This window comes from Limisphaera sp. VF-2, from assembly GCF_049537125.1.
Classification (GTDB): domain Bacteria; phylum Verrucomicrobiota; class Verrucomicrobiia; order Limisphaerales; family Limisphaeraceae; genus Limisphaera.
On the sequence record NZ_JBMVQY010000001.1, the window covers coordinates 141,918 to 165,851 of the forward strand.

The window sequence follows — 23,934 nt, forward strand, 5'->3', positions numbered from 1 at the left end:
TGGAGCACAGCTCCACTCCAAACTGACGGAGAACTTTACAGTCCGGAGCGAACGGGATCCTGTCCGGTTGAGGCCCGACAGACGAGATGTCCGGCGTCCTCGCAGGATCCATTGCAACATGCTGTCGCCCAGTAGGTTGGCACGGACCACGGCTGAGGGGAGTAGCGGAACCGTCAAGAAGCACTTTCGCGGCACGCCACGTGCTTATGTCCGAGTACCAAACTCATCAAAAATGATGCGTATGAAAACATCCGTCATCCGCTCACTCCTCGCCACAGCGTTTGCGGGCGCTCTCACATTGAGCGCCGCTCCAATCACTCCCACCTTCACCACGTTTGGTCCCCTCCCAGGGGCTACCTTTGGCGGTTCGGGCATCCCGAACCACGCCGTCGCCATCACCACCTACGACGGCGTTACTCTCGGCCTGACCGCTCATCAGCGGTACTCCAACCCACCCGTGGGAAACAATGGGGCTGGGGATTTTTATGCGGTCAAAGACGGCGACACTTACAGCGGTACCAACTCAAATCCGGCTTTTGCGCGGTGGAACTTTGCGTTCTACGCCCTGAACACGAACTCAAGTCACATGTACTTGGATTTGCTTTATGACTTCGATCCTCGCGCCGGCACGGACGAATCTGCCCATGGGCGACTGAGCGTTCTGCTGCCGAGCGTATCAAAAGCCCAAGATGCCTGGCAGGACTCTTGGAACTTGGGTATGGCATTCTTGAGCGCGCAGGCCAGCGGCACGAACTTTGTGCTGACACCGCCCTCCGGTTCTTTCAATCCGAACATACCGGGCGAATACACATTTGCCTTGGTGTTGCGCGACAAGGATGATGTGGAGGTGGCAAGGACAGCCATCCGGGTGAACGTCCTCCCCGATTCCGGTGCCACGGCCATCCTGTTGGCCCTCTCCGTAGCCGGGCTGGCTGGGTTGCGTCGGAGGCATTGACCGCGCCTCGGGCTTTCCAGCCTCCATTCCCAAGGGCCGCCTCCGGAGAGGCGGCCTTTTCGTTTGGCCGCCAAACTCGAATGCCGCGCACCGGGTCCACCGCAGAATCTCCCCGCCCCGCCGAGATGCCGTTATCGCATCGCGGCAAGCACCGCTCGCTGATACCGCCCGAGGCTGTCGCCGCAAGTTGCCGACACGGGTGGGACAAATCTCGGACTCCGCCAGGGCGCAGCAAAGCATCTCGAAGCTTCTGGTTTCGGTTCCGATGCGTCGCTTGAAGTCCTGCCGGGCTTGCGCATGATCTCCGGTCGCGCCCGCTCCATTGTGAATCGGCGGTTTGGGCCCGCCCCGGTCGCCTTGTTTGCTACACGACCTCCTTCAGACGTTCTCCTTCGCAGGAGCGGCCCGCCTTGATCAGGGGGCTTGTCGGGCGCTGCTCCCGGACGAAGTGTTTGATTACGGCGCTTGGGATCCGATCGGCTAGACCCCCGCACTGGCATATTGACCTCGTTTGTCGCGCGCCGCCGGGGTCCGCTAAACCGGCTGCCCAACCGAGATCGGGGAACGGCTCAGGCGATTTTCAGCAAAATGCTGATGGCCGAGCGGCAGGGATGCGGGAAGTGTCCAAGAGGCGCGAGGTCACCATGAACAGCGGCGAAGACATCACCAGTGTTCCATCTGCCTGTCTAAAAGCGTTTTTGTTGTACGACGATTTCATCCTCGCACGGCGGGCCAAGGGGCGCCTCGAGGAAGCGGCGGCCCATTGTGGGGAATCGGACTGCAAGGTGCACCCGTGGCGTGCGGATTTGCTGGACGAACCCGCACTGGCAGACGCCGCGCTTGCGGACGCGTTGGACGCAGAGCTCATGTTGCTCGCCCTGGGCCACACGGTATTCCTTCCCTCGCCCGTCCAGCGATGGCTCGAAGTGTGGGCGGCCTGTCGCAGCGTGCCGGACGCCGCTCTGGCATTACTGACGCCGCCCAGGGCTTCCTCGGCCACGACGTTGCTCGCAAGTGAATTGGAGGCACTGGCGCGCCGCCACGGACTGACCTGGCTGGCAAGCTTCCACGGTGCCACCGGTGGGGATGCCGAGACGTCCTCAGCCGCCATGCTCGCAGACCTGCATCAAAGGGAGCACGTGGTGACCCCGGTCTTGAGGGATGTCCTTGCCGGCCCGGTGCCGTATCGCTTTTTCGGTCTGAACGAGTAGGGACGACCGCATCAGCCCTTTGCCGGAGCTTCCTTCCAGTTTCGCCGGATCGGATCGGCTCGGCCTTGGCGCCACTCGCTGTCGGAGCAAGGGGTCGGCGGACCAATGGGTCAGGTCTCCCCCCTTTGCCCAGCAAGCTCCGGTGCTGAATAGCCTGCGGACGCCAACCAGGATCTCGGCGCCGCTCAGGGCAGACAGGGCAAAGCCTTGGATTGGCCGGCGTCTCCGGGAGGGCTCCACGGGCGCGAGCGCGATCAACCACCCGCCGGCAGGCCAGCCGGCGCCACCGCTCGCATTTGAGAGGCATGGGGCCGAGGAATGGTCATGCCCAATTCCGCACGGGAACTCCGCGGGTCGGGAGGATTCGCGAGAAGTCAACGCGATCAGCTCAAACCCGGCCAAGAAGCCGGTAAGGGCACGGGAGTTTTCCCACGTGCCCGGTGCTGTGCCGTGCGCTGCAGAGGCAATCGAGGCGGCATTCAGCGGCGGGATGGAACGCCGGTTCGCGGGGCTGACCGTGTTCGCAGGCCGTGACTCGGCTTCGGTGCCCGCACATGCGTTGGTGCCGCGGCATCGCCAGAGCCAGAAGCGCGACCTCTCCACAAGCGGGATTGCGTCAAAAAAATTGGTGCCCCGGCCAGGACTCGAACCTGGGACCTACTGATTAAGAGTCAGCTGCTCTACCAACTGAGCTACCGAGGCACCTAGAAGCGCCAATAATCTGCCCGCCGGCGGCGCGGGTTGTCAAGAGGCTGGCGCGCTCCTTTGTCCGTGACGGCGCATTTTGGAGGGATGGACAACGCCGGAAAACTCGGCGCAAGTTTCGGGCGTCCCCGGCACACCAGAGACCCGGGGAAACAGCCTCCTCCAGGGGTTTGGCATCCGGAGCTCGCCACGAACATGCGCCCTCCGCCCTCCACGGACTGCGCAGGCTCGTTCCCGCGCCGCAGGCGCTTCGCATTTCACCGGCCCGGTGGCAACGGCCTGGGAACGCCGTCCCTCGAGGCTTCGACGCGAGCGCCGGGCCTGCCCGCACCGAATTCTGCCTCATCTGAGCCGGCTGAATTCCTGGGATCCGGTTGCCCCGGCAGTTGCCCTGGACAGGTAAATGCTCGCCCCAAAAGGGCAGGCCATAGGGCGCGTTGCAGGCGCAATCGCCGACCCGGGTTTTAACGGCCATCCGGTTACCGAAGATGCTCGTTGGGGCGCAATCCACCGCGCCTGGTTGAAGAAGCTCACCTCGCACCGAGGCTGGGAGACCTTCGGGCCCCTCAGTTGGCCTGGTGGGGGACAGGGTTGAAGGGGCTGCCCTGGAGGCTTGTGGCTGGCGGCGTTCGGGCAACCAGGGCCCTTGGCACTGCAGATGCGCTGCCGCACGCATTGCAGGTTTTGGGCACTCTTGCAATCCCCGCGAAATCCCGGACGTCCGCAGTACGGGAAAGCCCGGGGGGCACACGGCATCCCCTTGGGATTCCCACTCCGGAGCTTGAAAACTTTCCTCGGGCGCGGACCCGACGGCGGCCGGGAGCGTCAAGCGCCGCGACCCTTTTGGGTTCCCGCTGTTTGCGGGAAGCCGGGGTTTCCGAAGTTCGGCTCCTGCAATCGATCCGCTGCCCCGGTGCTACCCGGAGCCGGTTCTCGTTTCGGTCCCGGCTAGAACTCGGCGTGTCCCGGCGTGCGCGGGAACGGGATGACGTCCCGGATGTTGCCCATGCCCGTGAGGAACATCAGGAGGCGTTCGAATCCCACGCCGAACCCCGCATGCGGCACGGTGCCGTACCGCCGCAGGTCGAGGTACCACTGGTATGCTTCTTCTGACAAACCGTGGAATCGGAGGTTGTCGCGCAGCACCTCGAGTCGCTCTTCCCGCTGGGCGCCGCCGATCACCTCGCCGATGCCCGGCACCAGGACGTCCATCGCCCGCACCGTGCGTCCGTCGTCGTTGAGTCGCATGTAAAAGGGTTTGATGGTCCGCGGATAGTTGAAAACGGTGGTCGGAGCCTTGAAATGTTCCTCGGTCAGGTAGCGTTCGTGTTCGGATTGCAGGTTTTGTCCGAACTCCGGAGGAAACTCGAAGGACCGACCGGACTGTTGGAGAATTCGAATGGCCTCCTCGTAGGAAATTCGGACGAAGGGTCGTTCCACGACGAATTCGAGTCGGGCCCGGAGGTCCTTGTCCACAAAGCGCTCAAACAGGCCGAGGTCCTCACCCCCGGTCTCCAGCATGTGCCGGGCCATGGCCTTGAGAAAGGCCTCCGCCAGGTCCATGTCCCCCTCCAGGTCGCAGAACGCCATTTCCGGCTCGATCATCCAGAATTCCGCGGCGTGTCGGGCGGTATTGGAATTCTCGGCACGAAAAGTCGGTCCGAACGTATAAACGCGGCCCAGGGCACAGGCCAGGGCTTCGGCTTCCAGCTGCCCGCTCACCGTCAGGTAGGTGGGCCGTCCGAAGAAATCGTCCTCGGGACGTTCGCCCGGGTGTCCCTTGAGCGTGGTGACGCGGAACAGCTCGCCGGCACCCTCGCAGTCGCTGGCGGTGATGATCGGCGTGTGCACCCAGATGAAGTCGCGGCTTTGGAAGAACTCATGGACGGCCTGTGCCAGCCGGCTTCGTGTACGGAACACGGCGCCGAACAGATTCGAGCGGGGCCGCAGATGGGCGATGGTGCGAAGGAACTCCAGCGAGTGGCCCTTCTTTTGCAACGGGTAGGTGGCATCGGCGGGCCCGATCAGTTCCAATCGAGTGGCCCGCAACTCCCACGGTTGCCCCCGGGCGGGCGAGGCGACCAGGTCGCCCCAAACGGAGACCGAGGCGCCGGTGGTGCAGCGCGGCAGAGCTTCCGCTCCCGGCGTGGCTGCGTCCACCACGGCTTGCAGATTCCGCAAACACGAGCCGTCATTGATCTCAAGGAAAGAAAACCCTTTCGCATCCCGCCGGGTGCGCACCCATCCCTGGACCAGCACTCCGGGTCGGGGTACGTTCGATCCCAACAGATCCTTGACCAGCGTTCGCATGGTTGTCCGTTTGATAGCGCCGGCACCGAACCGGCGCTGCAGGCTGCCCGCGGGCGCATCAGTCTGCAAGGGCAAAGGGAGTGTGTCCGTCAGGACCCCGCCCCGGATTCACCGGGGTCAGGCCCGATGGTGGTCATGGCTCCGTGTGTCCGATGCGAAAAAGGACCCCTGCGCCCCCATCCCGGCTCTGCCTTACGGCGGGTCGCTCCCCTGCCCCATCCGATCCGGAGCAGCCATCGGCATCCAAATCCGTGGACCTCTGCGCCCGGAACTCCGGGCCTGCTGGGGGCAGGTGCCCCATCCACTCCGAGCAGCGCCCTGTTTCTGCGCATGCCGTATGCCAGCCGATCGCCCGGAGATCAAGGGTTCGAGTTGGCCGAGCGCCCAGCGGTCCGATGCCGGTTCCACGCCCCTCACCGCGGCGGGCACTGGCGGATTTTGTCGGTCGGGCGACAGACACAATGGGACGCGTCTGCGGCACCAGCAGAGCTGCGGGTGAGCCGGAAGACGCGACCGTGCGGATTACGAAAGCCGGGCCGCCTCCAACCTTGCCAGTTCCCCCGGTTCCTCACTACGGTATAGGCATGCGGATTCTGTCCGGGATTCAGCCCTCGGGCGCATTGCACCTGGGGAACTATTTCGGGATGATGAAACCTGCGATCGAATTGCAGACGCAGGGGGAGGCGTATTATTTCATCGCGGATTATCACTCGATGACGTCGCTGTTCGACGCCGAGGCGCGGCGTCGGTACACGTTGGAGGTGGCCCTCGACTTCCTGGCCTGCGGCCTCGACCCGCAACGGGCGGTGTTTTTTCGTCAGTCGGATGTACCCGAGGTTTGTGAGCTGACGTGGCTGCTGGGGACGGTCACTCCCATGGGGCTGCTGGAGCGCTGTCACAGCTACAAGGACAAAATCGCCAAGGGCATCTCGCCCAACTTCGGCCTGTTTGCCTACCCGGTGCTGATGGCGGCCGACATTCTCATTTACGACTCGAATCTGGTGCCGGTGGGGCAGGACCAGAAACAGCATGTGGAAGTCACCCGGGACATCGCGGGCAAATTCAACGACCTGTACGGGCCGACATTCGTGATTCCGGAGCCCCTGATCCGGCCGGACACGGCCAAGGTTCCTGGTATCGACGGCGAAAAGATGAGCAAGAGCTACGGGAACACCATCGAGATCTTTGGCGACGAAAAGGTGCTCCGTAAAAAGATCATGAGCATCAAAATGGACAGCCGCACGCCGGAGGAACCCAAGCCGGATGCGGATCGGAACCTGGCGATTCAGCTCATGAAACTGGTGGCACCGCCCGAAGAAGCCCAGCGGTACGAGGATCGGCTGCGCGCCGGGGGCCTGGGCTATGGCGATCTCAAGAAAGCCCTGTTCGATTTTTATTGGGCCTACTTCGAACCAGCCCGCAAGAAACGGGCGGAGCTGGCTGCAAACCTGGATTACGTGGAACAGGTGCTCCGGGAAGGGGCCGCCAGGGCCCGTGCCAAAGCCCGGGAAGTTCTCGATCGAGCCCGTCGAGCCTGCGGGTTGGCTTGACCGGGCCGGTTTCCGGGCTGCTCATCCCTCTGCCATGCAAGACCTGATTGCCAAGGCCGCCACTCTGCTGGAGGCCCTCCCCTACATCCAGAAGTACAGCGGGGCAACGTTCGTCGTGAAATACGGCGGATCGTTCATGGACTCGCCCGATCCCGCAGTTCGCACCAGCGTGGCCCGGGATATCGTTTTTCTCGAAGCGGTGGAGATCAACCCGGTGGTGGTGCACGGCGGGGGCAAGGCCATCAACCGGGCCATGGAAAAAGCGGGGTTGACCCCGCAATTCATCCAGGGCCAGCGCGTGACGGATGAAGTCACAGTGCGCATCGTCGACGAGGTTCTGTCCCGCCAGATCAACCCCGAGATCGTGGCCACCATCAATGCCCTGGGCGGTCTGGCACGGGGGTTTGCCGGACCGGACATTTTTCGGTGCCGCAAACTCCTGGTGGAAGACCGTCAGCAGCCGGGCCGATGGTTGGACATCGGTTACGTCGGCGAGGTCACGCAGGTGGACACTCGACCGCTGTTGGAATGCCTGGAACAGGGCATCACCCCGGTCATCAGCCCCACGGCCCGCGGTGAGGACGGTCACATCTACAACTGCAATGCGGACGTGGCAGCCGCGCAGACCGCCATCGCCTTGAAGGCCCGCCGTCTGGTGTTCATGAGCGATGTGCCGGGCCTGTTGCGGGACCCCGGCGATCCCGACTCCGTGATCACCCACCTGCGCGTGTCGGAGGTCGAGGAACTCAAACGGGCCGGCGTCATCGACCGGGGAATGATCCCCAAGGTGGACAGCGCCGTGGCGGCCCTGCGTGCCGGTGTGGAGAAGGTCTCCTTCGTGGACGGCCGCGTTCCGCACGCGGTTCTGTTGGAGATCTTCACCGACGAAGGCGTGGGCACGATGTTGGTTCCCTGAGAACACGGGAGCGCCTCTGCCGGTGCGTCTCTGGCACGCGGTTTCCCGCCCCCCGCGGCGTTCGGCCGGAGCTCCCCGTAAGCCGGCCGCCCGGGGTGGCCCTGCAACGCCTCGGGAGGATTAGGAGCGGCCGTTTTACTCCAGTGCGGCGACGGGTATATTGATCTCCCATGGCTGAGAATGGTCGCATCCGCGTGGTGGTTGGCATGAGCGGAGGGGTGGACTCCTCCGCAACCGCTGCGTTGTTGCTGGAACAGGGGTACGAGGTGATTGGCATCACCTTGAAACTCTGGCCGCAGGACTGTGTGAATCGCGCCGAGGACAAATGCTGCGGTCCGCAGGCGGTCAGCGACGCCCGCGCGGTCTGTGACCGGCTCGGCATTCCGTACTACCTCATTGACGAATCCGCCGAGTTCCAGCAGCACGTGATCCGCTATTTCGCCGAGGAATACAAGGCGGGGCGGACGCCGAACCCGTGCGTGGTGTGCAACCAGCAGCTGAAGTTCGGTCGATTGCTGGAGCGGGCCACCCGGTTGGGGGCCCGCTATGTGGCCACCGGACATTACGCGCGACTGGAGCGGACGCCGGAGGGGCGAACCCTGTTGTTGCGGGGTCGGGATCCGCGCAAGGATCAGAGTTACTTTTTGTTCTCGCTGCGGCAGGATCAGCTGGCGCGGGCCATGTTCCCCCTGGGGGATCGGACCAAGTCGGACGCGCGCGAGGTGGCGCGGCATTGTCGGCTCAAGACGGCCGAGAAAGTGGAGAGCCAGGAGATTTGCTTCGTACCCGACAACGATTATGGGCGTTTCCTGCGGCAGGCCGGGTTGGTGGAGCCGCACCGGGGCGAGATCGTCGACCTGGAGGGCCGTGTCCTGGGCTACCACGAGGGCATCGAGTTCTTTACCATCGGTCAACGGCGTGGCCTCCGCGTGGCGACGGGTCGTCCGTTGTATGTGGTGGATCTGGATCCGGAGCGCAACCGGGTGATCGTGGGAGACGCCTCGGCGCTGGTCGCCGACACGTTCGTCATTGAGCGATGCAACTGGATCGCCTTCGACCGGCTCACCGAACCGATCGAGGTAACCGTGAAGATTCGGTACAACCACCCCGGCACGCCGGCGCGGGTCGAGCCGCTGGAAGACGGCCGCGCCCGGGTTCGCTTGCACACACCGCAGCGGGCCATCACCCCCGGTCAGGCCGCCGTCTGTTACCAAGGCGACCTGGTCGTGGGCGGCGGGTGGATCAGTCGGTGACCCCCGGGCTCACCCCGGGCCCCTCCGCTCCGCTGAGGCCCCGTCCCTCTCCCTACGCGGCCCCTGTCCGCTTGCCCAGCACTGCACGGACCCAGTCCTGGTGGTCCAGGTACCAGCGCACCGTCTCCCGCAAGCCTTCGTCGAAGGAGTGGGCCGGGGTCCAGCCCAGTTCCCGGCGGATCTTGCTGGCGTCGATGGCATAACGGCGGTCATGGCCGGGGCGGTCTTTGACGAAGGTAATGAGTCGGCGGGAGTTCCCACCCAGGTCGGGACGGAATTCATCGACGAGATCGCAGATCCTCTCCACAATGCGGAGGTTGGGCCATTCGTTGTTGCCGCCGATGTTGTAGGTTTCCCCGACGCGTCCGCGGGTGAGCACCTGCCACAAGGCTTCGGCGTGATCCAGCACGTAAAGCCAGTCGCGCACGTTCATGCCGTCGCCGTACACGGGGATGGGCCGCCGGTTCAGCGCATTGAGAATGACGACCGGGATGAGCTTTTCCGGGTACTGATAAGGGCCGTAGTTGTTCGAGCAGTTGGTGATGACGGTGGGCAGGCCGTATGTGTGATGATAGGCACGGACCAGCATGTCCGAGGCGGCCTTGCTGGCGGAGTACGGCGAGTTGGGTGCGTAGGGCGAACTCTCCGTGAAGTACCCGGTGGGCCCCAGGGACCCGTACACTTCGTCCGTGCTGACATGATGGAACCGGAACCCGCCCGGCGGCGGACTGACGCTGCCCTGTCCCTCGAGCCAGCAGAGCCGGCAGGCTTCCAGCAGGTGGAAGGTACCGACGATGTTGGTGTGGATGAAGTCGCCGGGGCCGGTGATGGAACGGTCCACGTGGGACTCGGCCGCCAGATGGAGCACGTGGGTGATGCCGTGGCGGCGGACCACGTCGAACACGGCGGCCTTGTCGCGGAGGTCGACCTTCTCGAAGACGTACTTCGGGTGGCCGGCCACGCGCTCGAGGTTTTCCAGGTGTCCGGCGTACGTCAGGCAGTCCAGGTTGACCAACCGGGTGATCTCCGGCCGATCAATGATGTGATGGATCAGATTGGAGCCGATGAATCCGGCCCCTCCAGTAACCAACAGGTTCATCATGGCTGTAGATGGTTCCGTGGTGCCAGTCAGCCGCGATCCAGGGCCTGGCGCAAGCCTGTTTCCCAGTCCGGCAGCGCCAGACGAAAGGTGCGCCAAAGCTTTTCGCAGGACATCACCGACCAGGCCGGTCGTCGAGCGGGCGTGGGGTATTCTTCGGTGCGGATGGGGATGACCTCCCGGCACTTCCGTTCGGCGGGGGGCATCCATTCGACGATGCGCGAGGCGAATTCGTGCCACGAGGTCTGGCCGTCGGCGCGCAGGTGGTAGATGCCGCTGAAACGCTGTGGATCCGGTTGGGACAACACCTGCTGCACCGACAGGGCCGTGGCCTCGGCGATCCAGCGAGACCAGGTGGGACTTCCGATCTGATCCGCCACCACGCGGAGCGTTTCGCGTTCCCGTGCCAGTCGCAAGATGGTCAGCAGGAAGTTCTGGCCCCGCGTGCCGTACACCCAGCAAAGCCGGAAGATGAGATGAGCGCAGCCGGAGGCCTGGATGGCCCGGTCTCCCTCGAGCTTGGTGCGGCCGTACACATTGAGCGGCGCGGGCGGATCGTCTTCCAGGTACGGCGTCGACTTGGTGCCGTCGTACACGTAGTCCGTGGAGTAATGAACGAGCCAGGCGCCCAGGCGTCGGGCCAGTTCGGCGAGACGGGCGGGGGCTTCGGCATTGATGCGGCGGGCGCGATCCGGCTCGCTCTCCGCCTTGTCCACGGCGGTATAAGCGGCGGCGTTGACAATGACCTGGGGGTGAATCTTCGTGACCAGCGGATCGAGATCCTCCGGCTTTGCCAGGTCGATGTCCGGGTAGTCCCACCCATGAACCTCGCCCAGGGGCGCCAGGGTGCGTTGGAGTTCCCACCCGACCTGGCCGCGGTTGCCCAAGAGCAGGATTCGCGGGCGTGAATCGGTGATCGGCTTCATGGGAAAAGCTTTTCCGGAGGCAAGTCCCGCAGACGCCGTCCGCGCTGGTCCTTGTCCGAGAGGACCGGCTGATCCACCGGCCAGGGAATGCCAAGATCCGGATCGTTCCACAGCAGGGTCACCTCATGTTCCGGGGCATAGAACTCGGTGCATTTGTATGCGAAAAGGGCGGTCTCGCTCAGCACGGCGAATCCGTGCGCGAACCCCACGGGGATGTACAGCTGACGCTTGTTCTCGGCGGAGAGGCGGACGCCAAACCAGCGTCCGAAGGTGGGGGACCGTCGGCGCAAATCGACCGCCACGTCGAACACTTCCCCTTCCAGCACGTACACCAGTTTGGCCTGGGCCGACGGGTTTTGGAAATGCAGGCCGCGGACAGCTCCGCGTCGCGAGAAGGAGAGATTGTCCTGCACAAACGGGCCGGGAATGCCCGCCTCGCGGTACCGTCGCTCGTTCCACGTTTCGAGGAAGTACCCGCGCGCATCGCCGTACACGCGGGGCTCGATCAACAACACGCCTTCCAGTTCGCAGGGGATGACGTTCATTTCAGCCGCCGTGCCTCGGCAATGACCTCTTGCTCGAGATAGTCGCGGTACTCGCAGCGGGGCATTCGCGCCACCAGGGCTTCGAGCTGTTCCAGGCTGATGAAGCCCTGGCGGAAGGCCGCCTCTTCGGGGCACCCGATTTTGATGCCCTGCCGTTTCTCGATGGTCTGGACGTAAGCGGAGGCGTCGTGCAGGCTGCTGCTGGTGCCCGCGTCCAACCAGGCAAAACCGCGGCTCAGCCGGTAAACGCGCAGCTGTCCCCGCCGGAGGTATTCCACGTTCACGTCGGTGATTTCCAGCTCGCCGCGAGCCGACGGTTTGAGGTTCCGGGCGATTTCGATCACCTGGTTGTCGTAGATGTACAGTCCGGGAACCGCGTAGTTGCTGCGCGGGTGTTTGGGTTTTTCCTCGATGGAGATGGCCCGGCCCGCGGCATCGAACTCCACGACGCCATATCGCTGGGGATCGTTCACGTGGTACCCGAAGATCACCGCACCGCCCTGAAACTCGTTGAACGCCCGCTGGAAACTGTCGCCACCATAGAAAATGTTGTCGCCCAGAATGAGGGCCACGGAGTCTTTCCCGATGAACGATTCGGCGATCAAAAACGCCTGGGCAATGCCTTCTGGCCGGGGTTGCTCGCGATATTCCATCTGCAGGCCCCATTGCCGCCCGTCCCCGAATAACTGCCGAAAGCGCGGCAGGTCCTGCGGTGTGGAGATCAGGCAGATCTCGCGAATACCCCCTTCGATCAGGGTGGTCAGGGGGTAATAAACCATCGGCTTGTCGTACACCGGCTGCAGCTGCTTGCTGGCCACCAGCGTCAACGGGTACAGGCGCGAGCCGGCTCCGCCAGCCAGGATAATGCCTTTCATGCGCTGGTAACATAGTGAGCGGTTTTCACACGGCAATCCGAATCTGTGGGAGAGGAAGAAGCCCGTGTACGGGTCTCCCGTCGGTGGTTGGAGATTTCGGGTTTCGAATCGTGTCGCAGCCCGGGCGAGGGTTGCGCCTGTCCGGACATGGCGAGGCATGGCGGAGTGTTCACCACGCTCCCACCTGGCGCGTGACCCTCGGGGCAGCCATCCGCCGGCACCAAGAGGAAACACTTTCGGGCTGCTCGATCGTCCTGCCGGACGGGCCCGACCGGGGCTGAGCAGGAACCGCACCCATTTTTCCTCAGGCGGCGGGGGACTCGTACCCTGCAGTCCGCCAACCTGGCCCGGCGCTCCCGCAGGGGCGGCCATGGGCCGAAACACTCACTTTTGACGAGACCACACGACCGGGACCCCGAGAGAGAGGCCCCTGCCTCGGTTGGTCGGGGAGGAGTCGTCCATCAAAACCTGATCAGATGCGGCGGCGGTGCCAGGGACACATCTTTCAGCGTGCACCCGGGAAATGCCCGGCCTGCTCTTGGGGTGTTACATGCACTTTCAGCGCCGCAGGTGCCCCGGCCGCTTTCGATGGCGCCGTGCCGGCGCCCGGAGACGCAGCCCGAGCGGGGGCCCGCTCAAAGGAGGATCTCATGCTCCCAGCCAATCTTGACCAGGTCGATCCGACCCAGGTCCGCCACGCCCAGTTTGTGTTTTTCGTCGGCGATGCGGACATGCCGCGCCAATTCCTGCAAGGACCGCTCCTCCCCGAAGAAGGCCCTGCGCTTTTGCTCCAGCAGTTTCACACCGACGGCGTCCACGGCAACCGGATCCGTCGAGAGCAACAGCCCCTTGTAGGCCCAGGTGTACTGGCGCTCGTAGTGATGCGGGCCGGCGGTGTAGAACTGCGGGGTCAGGACCACCAGCACATTCAGCTTGACCTTGCCCCGGACCTGCGGGAGCTGCCAGATGGTGGCCAGGTCGGCGCACATGTCGGGGTGGTACGCGGAGGGTTTCTCGACGAACATGATCAGGTTCTTGATGCACCCCCCCCACCCCCGACCAGGCGTGCGTCCGCAGGGGGCGGGCGTTGATCAACACGGTGCAATCCGCCAGGGTTTGCCGCGCACCGCGGTCGTCGACTCGGATCCGTTCGGATGCCACGCCTGCTTCTTGAATCCTTCGCTGGAGGGCTTCCTCCAGTTCCACCGGTGTGCGAAGCGGCCGCCAAACGTTGGATTTGATGCCGACCTGATCAGCCGGACGAACCAGTTGGCGCCATGCCTCCGCAGCGGTACGGGTCCCGAACAGAGCGCAGATCCCCTGGTCCAACATTTCCTGCAGGATCTGCGGCTGGATGCGGCCCTCGTCGTCCAGGACCTTTTCGTGACGGACCAGGACCACTCTGGCACGCCGGTCGTCCCGGGCCAGCAACCGGTTGGCTGCCCCGGCCCCGGCCGCCAGAGCCGAAAGACGCACGATGAATTCTCGTCGGGTCATCCCCGCATAGCTGATGTCGGCATCGTTTCTCATGGCGTGGTCTCCGTAGTTGCCGGAAGGTTTCGGGTTGCCTCGTCGAGCAAAAGCCGGGCCGCTGCGGCCGAAGGGGCTTGGAAAACCGCCACCAGGTAGCGCCCCACCTGCCGGCCTCCGGTCCACGGCTGCCGGTCATTGACCCACGAAAAACCCTCGGGATTGAATTGGAAATGCGCAGCCACGCTTTCCCAAGCTGCAGCAGCTCGGGCCACACTGGGATACGCGACCAGTAACAGCCGGCTGCGGGTACCGTCGCGCTCGTAGGTCGCCAACACGGCTTCGGTGTCAGCCGTGATCTGGAATACATTCTCCCCGCCCAGGGGAAAGTGGTAACTCAGGCAGAACGGATCGCGGAAGTAGCGGAGACTTGCAGAAAGGAGGCCGGCCGGGGGCAAGCACCGCACCAGTGCGGGCCGGGGCGACTCTTCACGAATTGCGTCAGCAATCCGGCGCCCGAATTCCCAAATGGCTGCCTTCCCTCCCGGCGTTTCATGGTCGGCGTAAATGACCACGAGGAACCTCCCCTTCCAGAACCGCAGCACACAAGGGACGTACTCCGAGTCCGTACCTATGCCCACCCCGGGGCCTTCGCGGGAAAAGGTGAACATCCCGTAGGCCGCCCACGGGTGGCTCATGTCGAAGACCTCGACTGTGATCGGTGGAAGCTCGGGGTGTTGGTATTCCTGCACTGCCACACGGCGGAAGGAAAACCGCAGGTACACCTCGGCGGCGCCGTCGATGTAGTCGTAGAGCGTATCGGCGTTGTACTCTCGCGGGGCTCCGGCAGGTTGCCACTCTGCCAGCGAACCGGGCAGGAGCCGGCTGACGTTCAGCAGCGGCGAAGGCGCAACACAACCGGCGACCAGAAAGCCCGCGATTGCGGCCAGGAGGACGAAACTCGAAGCGTTCATTTCCATGGAACCCCTGCAAACCCCACCCACGAACCGCACCGGCCTCCCGCCCGTGCGCCTGTTCATTTCTGACGCCGTCTCTTGAGCAATCTGCGCGGGCAGCAAATGACGGGTCAAGGCGAAAGCCGGTCCAGCAGGAAAAAGGGAATGCCCGGGGGCCTGGGAGCAGGCCATTCCAGTGGCCTCGCGACGCTCCGCCCCGGGCCCGTCAGCACGCACTTGCGCCTTTGAGATTGGCAGAGGGGAAATCTGCAGCCACCCTTACACGCCATGGTGGCGGTTGCGCTGCATTTCTCCGCTCTGGCCCGGGAGATCCGCCGCGGTCTTGCGATCGCGCCTTGCGCCCGGGAGCCGGGGACATGCCGCTCTTTGGATGGCCGGCGGCCTCGTGGAGGCAGCCCGGCTGTTCATCATGCCTTCCGGAATGCCCGGAGGGGGAACACCTTGGACATGCCCGAGCCTCTTCTGCGGGTGAAGCATCTCCGTTCATGAACGTGGAGTTGCTCCAAAACTCCGCCTCTTTGCGTCCCTTCCTGGAGGAAGCGTTTCGTGCATGGAACGAAGCGGGCATCCCGTTTGTCGTGCTTCGCAACTACGAGCGGTTGCCGGATTTCACCAGCAACGATGTGGACGTGCTGGTGGGGCCGGACCGTCTCTTGGAGGCCGAGAGGCTTTTGGTCCGAGCGGCCACTGCCGTGGGCTATCGGCTCCATCATCGCGCCGAGTTCGACCCGGTGTCCCTCTTTTTCCACCACGCAGAAACATGGCACCAGGTGCAGGTGGATTTGTTTGGGCGACTGGCCTGGCGCGGCGTTCCGCTGCTGGATGCAGAAGCCGTTTTGCGGCGCCGACAGTCGCGCGGCGAGTTCGCCATTCCGGATCCGTGGGACGAAGCGGTGCTGAACCTGTTGGTGCGCCTGCTCTATCAGGGCCGCATACGAGAGAAGTACCGCGAGGGCATTCATCGGGCCGCACAAACGGATGCGGCGACGTTCGTTCGCCGGCTGGCAGAGGTTTTGGGCGCATCGGCTGCGGCCCAGATGACCGGTTGGGTGTTGGCCCGCGACTGGCAGGCGATCGAATCCCGGACGTGGCTCTGGCGACTCGCATTACTGGCCCATTCCCTCCAAACGCGGCCCAGGCCGACGTTGGCCACGGTGGGGCACGACCTGCGGCGACTGTTGCGCCGCTGGCGCCGGCCGCCGGGACTGTGGGTGGTCTTGTTGGGCCCGGACGGCAGCGGGAAATCCGCGGCGGCGCGCGAGTTGTTTGCCTCGTTGCCACCGACCTTCCAGCCGGACAAAAGTCTGCTGGGCCATTGGAAACCGATGATCTTTCCCCTGCCCCATCGGGCCGGTCGCGGTCCGACAACCACCCCGCACGCCCGACCGCCTCGGAGTCGGTGGATGTCGCTGATCGTGCTGGCCCTGCACTGGTTGGAGTACGGACTGGGCTACTGGGTCCGGTTCCGTCCCGTGCTGTTCCGCAACGGCCTTGTGCTCATGGACCGCTACCACTACGACTTCGAGGTGGATCCGCGGCGGTACCGACTGGATGTGGATCCCGAGCGGGTTCAACGATGGTTCCGGTGTTTGCCCCAGCCGGATCTGGTATTCGTGTTGGACGCGCCCACAGAGGTCCTGCGACAGCGGAAGACGGAAGTGTCGGAAGAGGAAACTCGACGACAACAAGCCGCCTATCGTGCACTGGCGACGCGGCTGCCCCGGGCGCATCTGGTGGACGCAAGTCAGCCCCTCTCCACCGTGGTGGAAACGATGCGGCGCACCATTCTGGAACACCTGGTGCGTCGAGGGGAACCGACCGGAAACCGATGAATGCGGAGGGTACGCTGCCCTGGCAGAAGCTGTTGCCCGCACCGCAGCCGGGTACCCCTGCAGTGAACTTTCGCGGCTGGCTGCTGACCAAGCATGGAGAGCCGTTGTTATGGATTCCGGCAGAGGCCGCGCTGGCCCGGCAGACACTCCGATTGTACCCGGCCCAAACCCGGCGCGCACGGTGGGCGCGGCGTCTGGTTTCCTGGGCCGTGGGCTTGCCGGGCGCACCAGGCCTCCGGCGACTGACCCTCTCCGTGGCGGCGGACGCCGCGTTCCTCCCGTTGCTGGCGGGGTCCGGACAATCGCCTGATCAGGTCCGCTTCGGCATCTTTTGTGGCAACCCTCGGGCGGAAGGTCGGCGGATTGTTTTTCTGCGCTTCGGGTCCGATAACCTGCCTGATGCGATCATCAAGGCCGGAGATCACCCTGCAGCCCACGCCCGTTTGGAGGCAGAAACGGCCTTGCTCCGGGCGCACCCAGTGGAACGACTGCGCGCACCACCGTTGAAAGGAGTTTGGCAGAATGGGCCCTTGCGCGCCATGGTCCAGTCGTACGCGCCGGGGGACTGTCCCCGTCACCCGGCCGAGACACTGGTGGCCACGCTGCTTGCCGGGTGGTTGGATCCGAGCCGCCAGATGCCCGTGGCTGCTTTGCCGTTGTGGCGGCTACTGGAGGCACGGTTACCCCAAGACGTTCGGTTTCCAAACTCGCGATCGAGGCTCGCAGAGGTGCAAGTGGCTCCGGCTTTGGTGCATGGGGATTTTGCGCCTTGGAATCTGCGCGTGGAACGAGGGACGGGCCGGTGCTGGGTGCTGGACTGGGAACGCGGCCGGGAGGGCGGGCTGGCCGGTTGGGACTGGGCGTACTGGGTGGTCCAGGTGGGTTTGCTGGTCCGGCGCTGGTCACCGGAGCGAATGATGAAGGAACTCGAGGCCTGGTTGGAACGGCCCGCGGTTCGGGGTTACCTGACCCGGGCCGGCGTGCACGGAATTGCCCGAACCGTAGTGCTGAGCGGCCTGTGGTACCACTACCTGTTCTGGCCACCGACGGAGCGGGCAGACGCCTGGGCATCATTGCTGCGAGCCTTGCAGCAGCGCTGGAGCGCGCGTCCCGGCCCGGCCGATGCGCCACCCGGGCCCGGGTGAATTTCCGGACCCGGCACATTGCGGGAAAAGCGAAAAGGCGTCAAATTGCCGGACGCACATGGGGAAAGTGGCCAAACACCAGTGGGACTTCGGGGATCTCTTTGCCGCTGCGCAGACCCGGAGGGTCTGGACCGTCAGCGAGCTCACGGGACAAATCCGGCGACTGCTCGAGCAACAGATCGGTCAGGTGTGGGTGAGCGGGGAAATCAGCAACCTGCGCCTCCAGAGCTCCGGGCATATCTATTTCACGCTGAAGGACGCGGCGGCCCAGATCGCCTGTGCCCTGTTTCGGAGCGAGGCCGTGGCACGGCGGGACCTGCTGGCGGACGGTCAGAAGGTGCTGGTTTTGGGCGACCTGACCGTCTACGAGCCGCGGGGGCAGTACCAGCTCGTGGTTCGAGCCGTGGAGTTTCAAGGGCTGGGTGCCCTCCAACTGGCCTTCGAGCAGCTCAAACGCAAGCTGGCCGCCGAGGGGCTGTTCGCTCCAGAGCGGAAACGTCCCCTGCCCCCTTATCCCCGTCGCATTGGACTGGTCACATCTCCCACGGGCGCCGCGATCCGTGACGTGCTGCATGTGGCCGGTCGGCGGAACCCGATGTTGGAAATCGTGCTGGCTCCGTGCCGGGTGCAAGGCGAAGGGGCAGCCGTCGAGATTGCCGCCGCCATCCGACTGCTGAACGAGTTTGCGTTGGCGCCGGTCCCGGAACGACCCCGGGCCACGGGATTGCTCGCCGAGCCGCCGCCGCGCCTGGACGTGATCCTGGTGACGCGCGGCGGGGGCAGCCTGGAAGACCTTTGGGCGTTCAACGAAGAGATCGTCGCCCGGGCCATCGCGGCTTCGGCCATTCCCGTGGTCTCGGCCGTGGGGCATGAGATCGATTTCACGATCAGCGACTTCGTCGCCGACGTGCGGGCGGCCACGCCCAGTGCCGCCGCCGAGATCCTGACCGAGGACGTGTTTGCCAGCCGGGATTTTCTGGCGCTGGCTCCCCAACGGCTGACGGACCTTGTCCGGCGGCGCCTGCAGAACTGCCGCGAGGCATGGGAACGATGCTGGACCCGCCTGCATCGGGCGCATCCGCGCCGGCGCGTGGAAGAAGGCTGGCAACACTGGGACGAACTTCACACGCGGATGCAACGGGCCCTGCGCAACGGCTGGAAGGAGCGTCACACCCTTTGGCTGCATTTGACGCGCCGCCTGTACCAGGCCCGGCCGTGGCGGCAGCTGCAACAGCACCGGCAACGCCTGGAATCGCTCCTGGCCCGTCTGCGGGAACGAGTGCGGCACCAGGTGCACCTGCGGCGCCAGCGCTGGGAGACACAACGCGCCCGCCTGATCTTGCTCGGCCCCGAACAGGTGCTCGCCCGGGGATACTCGGTCACCTTCGAGGAACCGTCGGGACGGATCGTCCGCGACGTCGGGGAGATTCGGCCGGGTCAGCTTTTGCGCACCCGCGTGCACCGGGGCGCCTTTGTGAGCCGGGTGGAGGACGTCCAGCCTCCGTCTGCGGCTGCCGAACCGTAGTCGACCCAGGGACGGCGGCCGTTCGTGGCGATCTGGACCGCTGGAACACTCGACCGGGCCGAGCGTTGCCGCTGGACCGAAGGCGTCCTCGGGAACGGCAGGGCTCGACCTGTCTGCCGGCCCCGGCATAGCCTCTGCCCCATGCGAACCGAGTCGCTGGAATTCCTGAAACAACTGGTCAACACGCCCAGTCCCGTGGGGCACGAAACCCGTGGCTTGCGGGTGTGGTTGGAATACGTGCGCCCCTTCGCCGAGGAGACCTTCTGGGACGCCTACGGCAACTGCGTCGCGGTGCTGAACAAGGGAGGTTCGCCCCGCCTGATGCTGGCTGCGCACGCCGACGAAATCGCGCTGGTGGTCAATTACATTGACGAGCACGGATTTGTGTACGTGCGTCGAATGGGCGGGGTGGACGCGGCCATCACCCGGGCGCAACGCGTGGTGATCCATACCCGCAACGGTCCGGTGAAAGGGGTGGTCGGCAACGTGCCGCCCCATCTCACCAAACAAGAGGGCGAACCCAAGCCGCCCAAGATCCACGAGCTCTTCATCGACATCGGCGCATCGAGTCGGCGTGAGGCGGAACGACTGGTCCGCATCGGCGACCCGGTCACGCTGGCCGACGAATTCGAGTTGTTGCGCGGGGACCTGGCCATCGCCCGGGCGTTCGACAACCGAATCGGGACCTTCGCCGTGGCGGAGACGCTTCGTTTGTTGCGGGAGTCGAATGCGCGGCTCGAAGCGGAGGTTTGTGCCGTGGCAAACGTTCAAGAAGAAGTGGGATTGCTGGGGGCCCGGCAAATTGCCTACAGCCTCAAGCCCGACGTGGCGGTGGTGGTGGACGTGACCCACGCGACCGATTATCCCACGATCAACAAGGCCCAACACGGAGACGTGCGATTGGGCAAGGGCCCCACCCTGACGCATGGGGGGTGTAACCACCCCGAGGTGGTGGCGCGCCTGGAAGAAGTGGCGCGCAAGGTGCGCATCCCACTCCAGCACGAGGCCATGTCCAACACCAGCGGTACGGACACGGACGCGATTTTTTGGACGCGCGGCGGCATCCCCAGTGCCCTGGTGAGTTTGCCCAACCGCTACATGCATTCCCCGGTGGAGGTGATCCACCTGAAGGATCTGGAGGCGATTCCCCGGCTCCTGGCCGCATTCGCGAAATCGCTCAAGAAGGGCGAGACCTTCAAGGTAAAACTCGGCTGAGCCCGGGGGCGCGGTCCCGAAGCAGTCGGGCCGGGCGCTTTCGACCGGCTCGACTTGAGATGCGGCGCGGTGCCGCAGTGAAACAGGGCTTTTGGCCCCGGATTCAACGGGCCCGAGGCAAGGCCGTTTTCCGCGGGCTTTCCCGTGGCGAGGGCGCCGGACATCGCGCCGGGGCTTCAAGGGTGTCCAGGACCTGAATGGGACCGCACAGGGGGCCCGGCGTTCGCGCCGCACTTGCAGACCCGGTGCAGGCCGTCTAGCGTGAGCCGGAGCTTGCGATGAGCCAGTCTTACGAAGAAATCCTGGACGGCCTTCCGACGTTGCGGTCGCCCCCCGGGGAACGCCATGAGCGGATTTGCCGGCGATTACACGAGCGGTTGGCTCCGGCCCTGGCCGCCTGTCCGGCCGCGCAGCTTTTGGCGTGTCGCACCCGCATCCAAATCAATTCTGCCACGGCGATTTGTCCGGACGTTGCCGTGATCACCGCAGCCTCCGGCAAGCTGTGGCTGGCGGCGGAAGTCATCAGCCCCGCCGATCATCACACCGACACTGTCATCAAGAAGGCCATCTACGAAGATCTCCGCCTGGCGCGGCTGTGGATGATCGATCCGCGGTACGACAACGTCGAGGTCTACCATGCCACGCCGTTTGGACTGGCGTTGCAGTCCATCCTGGCCGGGTCCGAATTGCTCACGGAAGCGCTGTGGCCGGGGTTCCAGATTTCCATCCGCGAATTGTTTGCGCCCTGATCCGGACCGTTGGCTCGGCGTCGGTTCTCGCCCTGTTAACGGCGGCACTGCTGGTCCAGCCGCTTTCCGCGGGGTCGGCCGAGCGAATTCGCGTCGCTCCAGATTCCCGGTCCTTCGTCACTCCGGCCGGTCACCCCTTTCGGCCCTGGGGTTTCAACTACGACCGCGACCACCGCATGCGCTTGCTCGAGGAGTATTGGGAAACGGACTGGGCCACCGTGGTGGAGGATTTCGCGGAAATGAAACGGCTGGGCGCCAACGTGGTCCGGATCCACCTGCAGGTGGCGGCGTTCCTCGAGGACCCCGTGACTCCGCGCGCGAGGGCATTGCGGCAGTTGCGCCGTCTCTTGAGGCTGGCGGAACGCACGGGCCTGCGCGTGGATTTGACGGGACTGGGTTGTTACCGTCGTGCCCAATCGCCCCGGTGGTACGATCGCCTGAATGAATCCGACCGATGGCACGCCCAGGCCGTGTTTTGGCGCGCCGTGGCCCGGGTGACGGCCGACAGCCCGGCACTGTTCTGTTACAACCTCATGAACGAACCTTTCGTGCCGGGGACGGCACGAACGGCGGGCGACTGGTTGGCGGGAGAGTTGGGCGGGTTCAGTTACGTACAGGCCATCACGCTCGATCCGGCAGGTCGGCCCCGACCGGAGATCGCGCGTGCCTGGGTCCGCCACTTGAGCCGGGCCATCCGCCAGGAGGATCCCGCAGCCCTGATCACCGTGGGGCTCCTGCCGGAAACGCGTCCGACCGGTTCCTTTTCCGGGTTCGACCCGGCGGTGATGGCGGAGGAGCTGGACTTCTTGAGTGTGCACCTCTATCCCAAGCCGGGCCAATGGCAGGAGGCGCGTGCGGTCCTCCGGGCCTGCACAACCGGAAAGCCCCTGGTGGTGGAAGAGATTTTTCCGCTGCCGATGTCCCCGGCCGAGCTGGCCACGTTTGTGCAGGAACATCGCGATTGGGCCGCGGGCTGGATCACGTTTTACTGGGGACAATCAGCCGAGGAACTGGCCCGGGGAACGACCTTCCAGGAGCAGTGGACGCACGACTGGTTGGTGCGGTGGCAGCTACTGGGACTGGGGCATCGTCCCGGGCCTTGAGAAGCGCGAGCTGCCCGGTCCCGGGATGGCCGCACCGGCTCACCGAAGTTGAGGCGAGGCTTCCTTGCCGGATTGCGCCAGTCGACTGTGTCTGCGCCCGTAAAGGAAATACACGCACAGGCCCAGCCCCATCCAGACCAGCAAACGGGCCCAGGTGTCCGGCGGCAAACTTATCATCAGCCACCCGCAAAAGATCACGCCCAGCGGACAAACCAGCCAGAATGCGGGTACGCGGAACGGACGCGGAATGTGCGGATCGGTAAACCGCAGGGCGAACACCCCGCCACACACAATGACAAAGGCCAGGAGCGTCCCGATCGAAACCAGTTCACCCAGAAGACCGATCGGCAGCAGGCCGGCCAGCAGCATGGCGCAAAGCCCGGTCAGGATCGTGGCCCAGTAAGGGGTTCGGAACCGGGGATGTACGCGGGCGAAGATGGGGGGCAACAGCCCGTCCCGGGCCATGGCGTAAAAGATGCGCGGCTGGCCCATCATCATGACCAGGATCACCGACGAAAGGCCGGCGATCGCACCGACTTTTATGCACGTCTTGAGCCAGTCCCATCCGGGCCCGAGCGAGTCGATCGCCACGGCCACCGGCGCGCCCACGTCCAACCGATCGTATTTCACAATGCCGGTGAGCACTCCCGCCACGCCGATGTAAAGCAAGGTGCAGATGAACAAGGAGCCCAGGATTCCAATGGGCATGTCGCGCTGGGGACGCTTGGCTTCCTGGGCCGCGGTGGACACGGCATCGAAGCCGATGTACGCGAAGAAAATGACGCCGGCGGCACGGAAAACCCCTTCCCAGCCGAACTTGCCGGGCCCTTCCGAGGGCGGAATGAAGGGTGTCCAGTTTTCCGGGTTCAGGTGGGCCACCCCCACCGCAAGGAACATGAGGATGACGCCAACTTTGACCGCCACGATCAAATTGTTGAAGGCGGCCGACTCCTTGATGCCCAGCACCAGCAGGATGGTGATCACGCCCACGATCACCATCGCCGGCACGTTGAGAATGGCCCCGGTCCGGGTCCAGCCCTCGGTAAAGACCCGCCACAGATTCCAACCCGCATCCGCCGGTACGACGTGATTCCAGGGCGCCGCACACCATTGCGGCGGAATGTGGACGCCAAAGTCGGCAAGAAACGACACCATGTATTCCGACCAACCCGAAGCAACCGTGGAAGCCGCAAACAGGTACTCGAGGATCAGGTCCCAGCCGATGATCCAGGCCAGCAATTCCCCCATGGTGGCATAGCTGTAGGTGTACGCGGAGCCAGAGATGGGAATCATCGAGGCGAATTCCGCATAGCAGAGCCCGGCGAAGGCGCAGGCCAACCCCGCGAGCACAAAGGAAATCACGATGGCGGGGCCGGCGTAGTTGGCCGCTGCCTTGCCGGTCAAAACGAAAATCCCGGCTCCAATAATGGCGCCAATTCCCAGAAAAACCAGGTTCATCGGCCCCAGGGCCCGATGCAGACTTTGATCGGCCAGTGCCTCCGCCTGCAGGTCCTCCACTCGTTTCCGCCGCAATAAGCTCATGCGAAACTCGTTGGTCGTTGGCCCTGCTAAA

19 protein-coding genes and 1 tRNA gene are annotated in these 23,934 nt (G+C 64.6%); 11 read left to right on the forward strand and 9 right to left on the reverse strand.

Annotated elements, in window-relative coordinates:
• Window positions 1–241 precede the first annotated feature (241 nt).
• Window positions 242–955 carry a VPDSG-CTERM sorting domain-containing protein gene (locus ACPDIT_RS00515; RefSeq protein WP_423440595.1) on the forward strand — a complete coding sequence of 238 codons (714 nt, stop codon included), beginning with the start codon at window positions 242–244 and terminating at the stop codon, window positions 953–955.
• A gap of 644 nt (window positions 956–1,599) precedes the next feature.
• Window positions 1,600–2,166, forward strand: a complete 567-nt coding sequence (locus ACPDIT_RS00520; RefSeq protein ID WP_423440597.1) for a hypothetical protein — start codon at window positions 1,600–1,602, stop codon at window positions 2,164–2,166.
• 626 nt (window positions 2,167–2,792) lie between these two features.
• On the opposite strand, the gene ACPDIT_RS00525 is transcribed toward ACPDIT_RS00520, so the two are convergent.
• Window positions 2,793–2,868, reverse strand: a tRNA-Lys gene (locus tag ACPDIT_RS00525).
• 951 nt (window positions 2,869–3,819) lie between these two features.
• Window positions 3,820–5,181 carry an asparagine--tRNA ligase gene (gene asnS / locus ACPDIT_RS00530; RefSeq protein WP_423440599.1) on the reverse strand — a complete coding sequence of 454 codons (1,362 nt, stop codon included), beginning with the start codon at window positions 5,179–5,181 and terminating at the stop codon, window positions 3,820–3,822.
• 584 nt (window positions 5,182–5,765) lie between these two features.
• Between asnS and trpS the strand changes: the two genes are divergently transcribed.
• The 3 genes from trpS (at window position 5,766) to mnmA (ending at window position 8,900) form a co-directional block, all read left to right on the forward strand.
• A complete protein-coding gene (gene trpS / locus ACPDIT_RS00535; RefSeq protein WP_423440601.1) occupies window positions 5,766–6,731 on the forward strand; it encodes a tryptophan--tRNA ligase in 966 nt (321 codons plus the stop codon).
• A 34-nt stretch (window positions 6,732–6,765) separates the two neighbouring features.
• Entirely contained in the window at window positions 6,766–7,647 is an 882-nt protein-coding gene (argB, locus tag ACPDIT_RS00540; RefSeq protein ID WP_423440603.1) for an acetylglutamate kinase, read from the forward strand.
• Between the two features lie 170 nt (window positions 7,648–7,817).
• Complete coding sequence (gene mnmA / locus ACPDIT_RS00545) at window positions 7,818–8,900, forward strand: tRNA 2-thiouridine(34) synthase MnmA (RefSeq protein WP_423440604.1); 1,083 nt, start codon at window positions 7,818–7,820, stop codon at window positions 8,898–8,900.
• Window positions 8,901–8,952: 52 nt separating this feature from the next.
• Here mnmA and rfbB read toward each other — a convergent pair whose 3' ends face one another.
• From rfbB to ACPDIT_RS00575, 6 genes are all read right to left on the reverse strand, one after another.
• Window positions 8,953–9,999, reverse strand: coding sequence for a dTDP-glucose 4,6-dehydratase (rfbB, locus tag ACPDIT_RS00550; RefSeq protein WP_423442551.1), 1,047 nt, complete (start codon window positions 9,997–9,999; stop codon window positions 8,953–8,955).
• A gap of 29 nt (window positions 10,000–10,028) precedes the next feature.
• Window positions 10,029–10,925: a dTDP-4-dehydrorhamnose reductase gene (gene rfbD, locus ACPDIT_RS00555; RefSeq protein ID WP_423440606.1), complete on the reverse strand. Its 897-nt coding sequence runs from the start codon at window positions 10,923–10,925 to the stop codon at window positions 10,029–10,031.
• Window positions 10,922–11,470 (reverse strand): dTDP-4-dehydrorhamnose 3,5-epimerase, encoded by a 549-nt coding sequence (gene rfbC, locus ACPDIT_RS00560; protein ID WP_423440608.1) that lies wholly within the window; start codon window positions 11,468–11,470, stop codon window positions 10,922–10,924. Before rfbC ends, rfbD begins: the two co-directional genes overlap by 4 nt.
• Complete coding sequence (gene rfbA / locus ACPDIT_RS00565) at window positions 11,467–12,345, reverse strand: glucose-1-phosphate thymidylyltransferase RfbA (RefSeq protein ID WP_423440610.1); 879 nt, start codon at window positions 12,343–12,345, stop codon at window positions 11,467–11,469. Before rfbA ends, rfbC begins: the two co-directional genes overlap by 4 nt.
• A 635-nt stretch (window positions 12,346–12,980) precedes the next feature.
• Window positions 12,981–13,370 (reverse strand): hypothetical protein, encoded by a 390-nt coding sequence (locus tag ACPDIT_RS00570; protein WP_423440612.1) that lies wholly within the window; start codon window positions 13,368–13,370, stop codon window positions 12,981–12,983.
• Between the two features lie 501 nt (window positions 13,371–13,871).
• Window positions 13,872–14,789, reverse strand: a complete 918-nt coding sequence (locus ACPDIT_RS00575; protein ID WP_423440614.1) for a DUF6599 family protein — start codon at window positions 14,787–14,789, stop codon at window positions 13,872–13,874.
• A gap of 488 nt (window positions 14,790–15,277) precedes the next feature.
• Between ACPDIT_RS00575 and ACPDIT_RS00580 the strand changes: the two genes are divergently transcribed.
• The 6 genes from ACPDIT_RS00580 (at window position 15,278) to ACPDIT_RS00605 (ending at window position 22,361) form a co-directional block, all read left to right on the forward strand.
• Entirely contained in the window at window positions 15,278–16,624 is a 1,347-nt protein-coding gene (locus ACPDIT_RS00580) for a dTMP kinase (RefSeq protein WP_423440616.1), read from the forward strand.
• Complete coding sequence (locus tag ACPDIT_RS00585; RefSeq protein ID WP_423440618.1) at window positions 16,621–17,769, forward strand: phosphotransferase; 1,149 nt, start codon at window positions 16,621–16,623, stop codon at window positions 17,767–17,769. Before ACPDIT_RS00580 ends, ACPDIT_RS00585 begins: the two co-directional genes overlap by 4 nt.
• Before the next feature lie 58 nt (window positions 17,770–17,827).
• A complete protein-coding gene (gene xseA, locus ACPDIT_RS00590; RefSeq protein WP_423440619.1) occupies window positions 17,828–19,294 on the forward strand; it encodes an exodeoxyribonuclease VII large subunit in 1,467 nt (488 codons plus the stop codon).
• Window positions 19,295–19,435: 141 nt separating this feature from the next.
• Complete coding sequence (locus ACPDIT_RS00595) at window positions 19,436–20,509, forward strand: M42 family metallopeptidase (RefSeq protein ID WP_423440621.1); 1,074 nt, start codon at window positions 19,436–19,438, stop codon at window positions 20,507–20,509.
• Window positions 20,510–20,787: 278 nt separating this feature from the next.
• Window positions 20,788–21,258 carry a Uma2 family endonuclease gene (locus tag ACPDIT_RS00600; RefSeq protein WP_423440623.1) on the forward strand — a complete coding sequence of 157 codons (471 nt, stop codon included), beginning with the start codon at window positions 20,788–20,790 and terminating at the stop codon, window positions 21,256–21,258.
• Between the two features lie 176 nt (window positions 21,259–21,434).
• On the forward strand, window positions 21,435–22,361 hold the full coding sequence (locus ACPDIT_RS00605) for a cellulase family glycosylhydrolase (protein ID WP_423440625.1): 927 nt from the start codon (window positions 21,435–21,437) through the stop codon (window positions 22,359–22,361).
• Between the two features lie 39 nt (window positions 22,362–22,400).
• Here the strand turns inward: ACPDIT_RS00605 and ACPDIT_RS00610 are convergent, their stop codons facing one another.
• Window positions 22,401–23,903 (reverse strand): amino acid permease, encoded by a 1,503-nt coding sequence (locus tag ACPDIT_RS00610; RefSeq protein ID WP_423440627.1) that lies wholly within the window; start codon window positions 23,901–23,903, stop codon window positions 22,401–22,403.
• Window positions 23,904–23,934: the final 31 nt, after the last annotated feature.